The sequence below is a fragment of the Myroides sp. LoEW2-1 genome, assembly GCF_009767705.1.
GTDB classification, from domain to species: Bacteria; Bacteroidota; Bacteroidia; order Flavobacteriales; family Flavobacteriaceae; genus Flavobacterium; species Flavobacterium album_A.
On record NZ_WSPP01000053.1, the window covers coordinates 1 to 9091 of the forward strand.

Annotated in this window: 9 protein-coding genes; 7 read left to right on the forward strand and 2 right to left on the reverse strand. The window is 32.4% G+C overall.

Translation table 11 applies throughout. The features are described 5' to 3' along the window. The first annotated feature begins 472 nt into the window (after positions 1 to 472). From GOQ24_RS03950 to GOQ24_RS03975, 6 genes are all read left to right on the forward strand, one after another. Positions 473 to 1270 (forward strand): class I SAM-dependent methyltransferase, encoded by a 798-nt coding sequence (locus GOQ24_RS03950; protein ID WP_155092270.1) that lies wholly within the window; start codon positions 473 to 475, stop codon positions 1268 to 1270. A gap of 292 nt (positions 1271 to 1562) precedes the next feature. Beyond that, positions 1563 to 2117 carry an AAA family ATPase gene (locus tag GOQ24_RS03955; RefSeq protein WP_155092269.1) on the forward strand — a complete coding sequence of 185 codons (555 nt, stop codon included), beginning with the start codon at positions 1563 to 1565 and terminating at the stop codon, positions 2115 to 2117. Further along, the gene (locus GOQ24_RS03960; protein ID WP_155092268.1) at positions 2107 to 2628 is read left to right on the forward strand and encodes a GNAT family N-acetyltransferase; all 522 of its coding nucleotides are present in this window, start codon (positions 2107 to 2109) and stop codon (positions 2626 to 2628) included. Before GOQ24_RS03955 ends, GOQ24_RS03960 begins: the two co-directional genes overlap by 11 nt. A gap of 22 nt (positions 2629 to 2650) precedes the next feature. Then, entirely contained in the window at positions 2651 to 3211 is a 561-nt protein-coding gene (locus tag GOQ24_RS03965) for a Crp/Fnr family transcriptional regulator (RefSeq protein WP_155092267.1), read from the forward strand. A gap of 131 nt (positions 3212 to 3342) precedes the next feature. Further along, on the forward strand, positions 3343 to 3675 hold the full coding sequence (locus GOQ24_RS03970) for a DMT family transporter (RefSeq protein ID WP_155092266.1): 333 nt from the start codon (positions 3343 to 3345) through the stop codon (positions 3673 to 3675). A 128-nt stretch (positions 3676 to 3803) separates the two neighbouring features. Beyond that, entirely contained in the window at positions 3804 to 4331 is a 528-nt protein-coding gene (locus tag GOQ24_RS03975) for a DUF4269 domain-containing protein (protein ID WP_155092265.1), read from the forward strand. Between the two features lie 257 nt (positions 4332 to 4588). Here GOQ24_RS03975 and GOQ24_RS03980 read toward each other — a convergent pair whose 3' ends face one another. Next, positions 4589 to 5317 carry an FAD-binding oxidoreductase gene (locus GOQ24_RS03980; RefSeq protein WP_155092264.1) on the reverse strand — a complete coding sequence of 243 codons (729 nt, stop codon included), beginning with the start codon at positions 5315 to 5317 and terminating at the stop codon, positions 4589 to 4591. Between the two features lie 542 nt (positions 5318 to 5859). Then, a complete protein-coding gene (locus GOQ24_RS03985) occupies positions 5860 to 6714 on the reverse strand; it encodes a helix-turn-helix domain-containing protein (RefSeq protein WP_155092263.1) in 855 nt (284 codons plus the stop codon). Between the two features lie 318 nt (positions 6715 to 7032). On the opposite strand from GOQ24_RS03985, the gene GOQ24_RS03990 reads away from it, so the two are divergent. Beyond that, positions 7033 to 8541: a WG repeat-containing protein gene (locus GOQ24_RS03990; RefSeq protein WP_155092262.1), complete on the forward strand. Its 1509-nt coding sequence runs from the start codon at positions 7033 to 7035 to the stop codon at positions 8539 to 8541. Positions 8542 to 9091: the final 550 nt, after the last annotated feature.

Sequence of the window (9091 nt, forward strand, 5' to 3'; positions counted from 1 at the left end):
ATTTTACTATTGACTACTAGATTTAGCAGATAAAAAAAAATTATGAAAAAAAAATACTTACTTGTTTATTCTACAACTGATACTTGAAAACCTTTATTCTGCTTATTATCAGGTTTGTATTTTGCATATTTTCAATATTCGTGCCAAAAACTATTTATTTTAAAAATATTTATCTTTTATTTTTTTAAGCTTTTTACTTATAATCGTTCAAAACCTTATGATTGCAGGGGTTTTGTGAAGTAACTTTTTTTAAACTAAAAGTTAGTGGTAAAAAGTAATTATGCATAGATCTTTACAACAGTGAATTAAGGTTCAAATAAATGCTTTGGAATCTACTAAAGCGTATGTTGTATTTTTGGTTATAAGAACAAGGGAGATTTAAGAGAGAAGAAGTCTTTTTTTTCGTTAGTTTTAAATTCTCAATTTCTATATTAGATTAATAATAAGTAGATATCTTAAACTTGATATAAGTATGAATACACACGGTGATTATATACAAGTAAATAAAAAGACTTGGAATGAAAAAGTTGATTTACATATTGAATCTGAGTTTTATAACATGAAAGATTTTTTAAAAGGTAAATCTTCTTTAAATGATATAGAACTTGATTTGCTGGGTGATGTAAAAGGTAAAAAGATTTTACACTTGCAGTGTCATTTTGGCCAAGATACTCTGTCTTTAGCTAGAATGGGAGCAGAGGTTACTGGTGTTGATCTATCTGAGGTGGCAATAGAGAAAGCAAACGCACTTACACAACAATTAGGTTTAAATGCACGTTTTATTTGCAGTGATATTTATGCATTACCTACAATGTTGAGTGAGCAGTTTGATATAGTATATACAAGTTACGGTGTGTTAGGTTGGTTACCTGATATGTTTCAGTGGGCAAAAGTGGTATCAAGATACCTAAAGGTGGATGGCAAATTTGTGTTGGTAGAGTTTCATCCCTTTGTATGGATGTATGATTATAATTTTAGTGAAATTGCGTATTCTTATTTCAACGTTGAAGATATTGTGGAAGTAGAAAGTGGAACCTATGCCGATAAAGATGCTCACAAGACATTTAAAACAGTTAATTGGAATCACAGTTTATCTGATGTAATGCAAGGATTAATATCGAATGGGTTGACAATTAGTGTTTTTCAAGAATTTAACTATTCTCCATATCCATGTTTTAATCAGATTATAGAGATAGCTCCTGGGAAATATCAGATTAAACCTTTGGGTGATAAAGTACCTTTGGTTTATGCTATTGAAGCTCACTTGTAATAAAATATTCTTTAGCTACTTTTGATAGTTTTTTTAGTGGGAGCTTAACTTAGATAAGTATGAGTTGTTTAAAGTGTTTTTTAATTACAATGCTTTTTTTGTACTTTTGTAATCACCTTATTCTAAGAGGTATTTCTTATTTAGACGACTTGCTTTAGAGGAGTATGTAGGCTCTACTACAGTTTTTTCTACTTCTCGTTTTTCCCAAGTATTTAGAGTATATAAATTATTTTGTAATGTTTTTTGCTATGGATACATCTGATCCTTGCAAAACAAATTAAACTATAAAGAAATGATCAAATCAAACTTTTATATATTTACTGGTGGACCAGGTAGTGGAAAGACTACTTTATTAAATGCATTAGAGAAGAAGGGATACCAGATTATGCCTGAGGTAGGTAGAGCTATTATTCAAGTGGAGCAATTGGCAAATAGCGAAGTTTTGCCATGGAAAGACAAACAGCTTTTTTATCAAGCCATGTTGAGTCGATCGGTGTCTGATTATCAAGACTGTGATTCTTCTGAGCTTGTGTTATGGGATAGGGGAATTATTGATAGTATTGGCTATGCTACTTTAGAACAATTACAAGTGACGGAACTGCAAAGGCAAATTGCCAGGGAACTTTCGTTTAATCCAACAGTGTTTATATTACCGCCATGGCAAGAGATTTACACTCAAGACAAACAGCGCAAACAAGATATGTCATTGGCCATAAAGACTTATGAGGTGATCAGGCAAACTTATCTGCGATATGGATATTCTTTGGTAGAGGTGCCTAAATCTTCAGTCGAACAACGCACAGAGTTTATAGTATCTTTTTTAAAAAACAAGGAAAATGAAGCATAATATTGAAACGCAGCGATTGCTGATTCGTCCAATCCAGGACAATGACCTAGAGGGTATTTATAAGTTAGATAGCGACATACGCGTTCAAGAATTTTTAGGTAAAAAGCCATTAGAGAATAAAACTCAAGCTGCACAGATGATTAGTTTTATTACCAAACAATATAAGGATTTTGGTATAGGTAGATGGGCAGTAATTGAGAAACAGACTAATACATTTATCGGATGGACTGGGTTTAAATACATTAACAATGGTGTTAACGGCGTTGAAGAATATCTTGATTTTGGATATCGCTTTGTGTATGATGCCTGGGGTAAAGGTTATGCTACAGAGGCAGCTCTTGCTTGTTTAATTTACGCTGATAAGTATTTAACTCTATTACCTATTCACGCTATTTCAGAAGTTGGGAACAAAGGATCGAAGAACGTCTTGGAGAAGGCTGGGTTTAAGGCAGTAAATACATTTTTGTATGAGAATGTGCCACATTTTTGGTATATTAGACTGAATAAATAAATAGTTACAAGATTGAACCACTATGAATGTTTTAATTAGACTTTTCGAGCAATATGGCTATATATCTTCTCAGTGTCGAGATGCTTTGGAGAAGAATGTACAGACATTTCATATGAAAAAAGGAGAGTTACTTTTAAAGAAAGGACAACTCTCAGGAAGTCTATATGTATTGGAAAAAGGATTTGTACGTGGTTATTATCTAGTTTCAGAAAAAGAAATAGATGTGTGGTTTGCCTTTGAGCATACTATTATGGGATCTACTTATCAAATGTACAAAAGTCGTGCATCACTTGAGTACATACAATGTATGGAAGACTGCATCGTTCACGCAATTTCCAATCAAGTATTGCTAAGGCTTTATAGAGAACATCCTGAATTAAATCTTATCAGTCGTAGATCAACCGAGGATTATTGCTTGCAATTAGAACAAAGGGCTTTTGGCTTACAAACCATGAGTGCTAGTGAACGCTATTATAATTTAATTAAAGAATTAGGGGATGACTTTCACCGTATTCCCTTGGGTAATATAGCTTCCTATTTGGGTATTTCACAAGAGACATTGAGCCGTATTCGCAGAGTTTAATATTCTCTTTTACTATAGTTAAAAGGTTATCTACGCCACTGTGCATAGATAACCTTTTTTGATTTATGTCAAAAACAAAACGGATAATCTACTTGTATTTTTGCCCAATTAAATGATATAATATCCATAAGATGAAAGACTATCTTTTCTTGTTTGTTGCCATTGTCTTTGAAGTGATTGCAACCAGCGCTTTAAAGGCGACGCATGAGTTTACTAAGTTTTGGCCAAGTGTGCTGACTCTACTAGGTTATGTTATAGCATTTTACTTTTTAAGCCTTACTTTAAAAACCGTCCCTATAGGTATTGCTTATGCCTTATGGTCTGGTATTGGTATTGTACTTGTTAGTCTATTGAGTGTGTTTTTGTACAATCAAAAATTAGACACTGCTGCTATTTTGGGGATTTCGTGCATTGTTTTAGGTGTAGTGATCATTAATTTGTTTTCAAAATCGGGTACTCATTGATTACCGTAAGTATAGCATACTACATGGTAAAGATCCTCTTAAGAGGGAGTATAACCATTTACAGGCTAGCTAATTTTGGTTTAAATTGTTTACTTTGCTGCGTCATCATATTGTTATTAACATCGTCTATGAATTTTAAGAACCTTGCCTATCTAAAAAGTGGTACTGTGCAACAACAAGAGATTTATCGATTACTCACAGAATATAGAATAATGGATAAACTACAGGGGTATAACCCTGTGTTAATAGGTACCTTTCCAATAGATATTGCTGTAGAAGGCAGTGATTTAGATATTTGTTGTCAAGCAAAAGATTTAGATGCCTTTTTGGATGATATAGATCAGCGCTTTAAAGAATATGATTTCTACCAGTCTTGTAGCTGCTTAATAGGGGGTGTAGAAACGGTAGTAGCTAATTTGCAAATCCAAGGATATCCCATTGAGTTATTCGCTCAAAATAGGCCTGTAGAGCAGCAAAATGGCTATCAGCATATGATAGTTGAGTACAAAATTTTACTTGAAAAAGGGGCTTTATTTAAGCAAAAAGTAATTGCACTAAAAAAAGCTGGGATGAAAACAGAACCTGCCTTTGCTAAATTGCTGAATCTTTCAGGTGACCCTTATCTGGCTTTGTTAAAGTATAGGGATACAAAATAATAAAAAGTGGTACAGTAAGGTAGTCACTGTACCACTTACACAACACATATCTGGATTTTATATGGTAAGACTCTGTCTTGTCGTTTTTGTATTGGGTTGTTATAAGGTTGAATTTTATGCAGGTTGTTGTTTTATAGCTTGTTTTAAAGTTTTAGGGCAACGCCACTTATCTTCAATTAATCGATTATTCTTGTAGTTTATCTTCTCTGCTTTACCGGGTAAAGGATTAACCGCTTTTTTTGTGCAAGGAGCTATTGTTATAGTCCTACTTTACCCTCTACCCAGAAAGGTTGGGTAACAATATTGTTATTTGAAACACCTCTCTCGCGTAATGCTTTTTTGAATTTGGATATACTCTTTGCATTTCCCATAATGTAGAACTGCCCATGTTGTATTCTATTCCACTGAAACTCGTTGAGTGAATCGATATATTCAATAGCCGTTTGCGCTTTATTGCTTAAAGATTTTTCAACAAATTCAATATGACTGAGTTCACTTCCAATATATGTTTTGTTCTTATCGTTAACCTCCAGTATGCCTTTTAGAGTTTTGTTATCTTTGTTTAAGAGTTGTTGCAGGTATAGACAGAATCCAATACACGATTCATCTCCATAGAAAAAATGGTAATCTATATTTTTATCATAGACATTTTGCCCTCTTGGAATGCTTGAGGTCAGTTTGTCATTTACTTGGATATCTTTAAAAAAGCGAGTGCCTGGCCCGTCAGCTTGTTGATGAAATAGAACGTCAAAATAACCTTGTTCGCGATTGTATTCACTTGGGGTATAGTTTCTGTATTCTGTCTCGGAAATCTGCATGAGTATAGCTTGTCCGATTTCGTATTTAGCTTGTTGTATATCTGCTTTAAATCTTATTCTAAGTAGGTTGTCGCTTATTTGCTCTTTTTCACTAACTGTGACTTCAATAAACATTTTACTCCAAGCAGTCTTGACTAATGTTCCTATAAGTTTTGGTATTTTTGGCATAATTCTCGACTTTTAATTTTACTGTAGCAAAGGTCTATTAAAAGTCATTCTAAATAAATGGGAGTATAAAGGAGTTCATTGGACAAAAAAAGGTATTTGGAAATTTATTTATAAAAAAACCTCATACCGATTTTGACAGGTGTGAGGTGTAAAAAAAAGTAATAAAGTATAATCTTTTAAACTTGTTTGTATTTATGTCTATCAACGTGTTGATAGTAAAAATGATTCATTTCAAGTAAAGAGTAGTCAATTTATTATTAAAATTAACTACTCTATTTACCATCCCCATAAGATAGTAACTACTCTTGTCTAATGTGTTTTTTAATTATCAATTGTATGATGTTAGTAAAATTAAGTTGAAAAGACCTTTTGATAGAATAACAAATCAAAGAATATTATTTAAATAGTATCTTAAAACGCATAATTATAGGTGTTGCTCTGTGTAATGGTCAGTAGAGGACACAAGAGGTAGTTATAGATCATTTTGTAAAAGTAAAATGAAAGGCAAAAGAGCAACCATAGAGGGATATAGATAATTGAGGTTATCTATACTCTATGCGAAACTCTAAAGGTGTTTGGTAGGTGTTTTTTTTAAACATACGCGAGAAATAGGTATGATCTTCAAAGCCCAAATTAAAGGCAATCTCTTTGACTGTTTTATCTGTATAATACAGTAATCTTTTGGCCTCGTCAATAATGGATTTCTTTAACCAATAGCTAGCAGTTTGCCCTGTTGTTTTTTTGACACAATCGTTTAAATGAGCCGTAGTTATATTGAGCTGGCTTGCAAAGAAAGAAGGCAAATTTAAGTGTGTTTGATGGGTAATTAAACGCTTGAATTTAGAAGTAATTAAAGCGGGTTGACTCAACAAAGCTAAATCTGTAATTGGATGTTCAGATTCCACCAAAGAACATATTTTGTGTAGGGCAGTGGAAAACAACCCATTGATAATCTGCGTTTGATATGTATTGTCCTTTTTCATATAGCAACGCATTAAATCAAAAGTTTGAGTCAGTAGACTTAGATCCTCTTCAGAAATGCTAATCAATTGTTTATTGCCAGGAATAGTAAAGAGTAAATCACTTAGGTGATTTGGAATTCGAAAATCCTGTACACCTAAAAAGTATCCGTTATAGTCTTCGGTAATCTCGCGTAAGCTATGTATTTGGTAAGGTTTTACTATTAAAATGCTATTGCGTTTTACTTGGAATTTGTTTAATTCGCAATCCATTACCATAGCACCATTTGTCGCAATACTAATTACGTAGTAATCATCTCTATGGGTGTGATTTATCATTTGCGACTTCTTGCCTAAACAATTGTGGTCTTTTACATATATACCTCCAACGGCATTTGGACCTTGACTATAGGTTACTATTTCATTATTATAAGGCATAAGTTTTTAAATTGATTGTAGACAAAAATAACAATTATTTAGAATTGGTATAAATAATTTAGTGTTAAAGTTCTACAATAGTGATTGTTTTTGATATAGGTCAATAAACTGATGCTTGTACTTTGGGATACTATTAAGTTTTTTCTCTTTATCATTAACATTGGCTAGTGTAGTTAATTCTTAGGTGTTTTTTTCTCAGAGTTGCTCTAAAGTCTATTTTATTGTCCCTTTCTTATTTTTTATCAAATGTAGAGTAGTAATTTAAAAGAAAAATAAGTAACTTTTACCATCTCTTAAAGCTTTAAAATCTCAACTGCTATGAACTACAAAAATGGATTAAAAAGTCAAAAACTCGTTCCTTTTTTGGCAAAGAATAAATTGTACGGCTATTGGGATCAGGCCAAGAACGTAGTTATTGCTCCGCAATATTTATCTGCAAAAGTTTTCACCTCTACTGGTTTTGCAGTTGTCACTGATAACAAAGGTAAGGTAGGTGTGATTAATACAAAGAATAAAGTTGTGGTAGGGTTTCGCTTTAGATCTATAGAGTTGTATGTGGTTAGGAAATTTACGGTAGTTTCAGCTTTGCGATACTATACAGTTAAAACGCGTTTTTGGGAGTGGAAGTTTTTGCCAAACTTCAATATTCTTAGTAGGAATTCTTCTTTTAGCCCTTTATTTGATAAAGATGTAAACAGAGCTAGACACAGTGTGTTTGTTTTAGAAACCAATCAAACTATAGCCAGGGTTAGCTCAAGTTTGAAATCAACACAGGGATTGCAAAAAATACCAATAGAAGCTTTATCATCTAAGTTCATTCAAATAGGACATCACTTGTATAAAGCAAAAGTCAATAGCTTTGTCAAATTGCTTTCAAATTTTAAAGGCACTTATGATCACAAGCTCAAGTTGGTACGTCAATTAAGAGCAGATAAAGTAAAGACTTATAATCTTCTTGGCAAGAAGATAAAATCTTATGAGTTAATTCAAAGTCGCGTGTTTCCGATAACTTATAAAGGCAAGGAGCATTTGGTGTATTTTAAAATTAATGAGAGTCATTGGAAAAATCCGCCTACTATTTATAGAGATACTAAGACAAGTGGGCGTTATTTTGTTAATGAGCAGTTTGATATGCCTTTGCCTGTACACCTAAAAAGTCTGGATTTAAAACAAGATAGACCTCTTTTAGAGATATGGCAAAATGTTGTCAATATTGATGCAGTAGTTTCGAATAATTTCTTTTTAATAGAGGTTTTGCCAAGTGATAAAACTAGAACAACAAATGACTTTTATATTTTAACCACAACGGGAGTATTGAAAGATTATCTTCCAGATCCTTTAAGTTACAGTGTGACAAGCTATGAGGATTTGATCTGGCCAAACAAGTATGAGATTATTGCCAAAGAAGATTTTCCTGTTGATAGTCAATTTCACAAAGTTCGAAACATTGGATTTATCAATGAACCCTATTATTATGTGAGTTATCAGTTGCAGGATGAATTGCGCACCGGATTATGGGATGCTTTAAATAAACGTTGGATTATACAGCCTGAGTATCACTCTTTGACTGTTTTAAAAGATCTTAAGTTTGTTCGCTTTCGCAGAGCGTATGATTCACAGTTTGGTCTAATGGATTTATCAAGTAATGTAGTTATACCTGATCGTTATAATATGATTCATTACATTGTAGATGATTTGTATCAAGTTGTACAAGGATTAGAAGATGAGAATCAGATTATGCGTTACTATGCTTATTATTTTAAGATGTCAAATCACCTTAGTTATACGGAGCTTGAGAAAACGGGTATTTCGTTCAGTTTTAAGTAAATGTGTAAAGAGAGGGTAAAAGGTAATTGATTTTCTTCTCTATTAGTTTCAAATTCTTTGTTGTGTTAATTTAAAATATTAATTCTCCGAGTATTTTGCACTAAGATAAAAACAACGGATTTTAGTGCTTAAAATATTTAAAAAAAGCTTAACCCAACTTTCTCACAAGAAGTTGGGTTTTTCTGTTTTGTAGCTTTGTCTTTGCACTTATAAAGAGATACTATAAGATTGGTTTAATTATCCCATAGTCTATTTAAATTTTTTTATCTATGAGATATTTATTTCGTTCAAGTTTTTTCATAGAAACTCTATTTCCAAATTATCCAAATGGCCTTTTAAAAATGTAGGATAGTGCCTCATTTTTTAGCAATTGCACCGTGTAACCAACTACATACTTCTTGTCTTTTCTAGACGGCTTTTGATTAGTTATAACCTATTGTGACCTAATCAAAGTAATTTTTTTTAGGTGTAATGATGGCATGTATTAGGTATTTTAATTTTTGAATTAGTGCAATTAAGTTTGCACTTACTAGGGATATTTATTGAATGT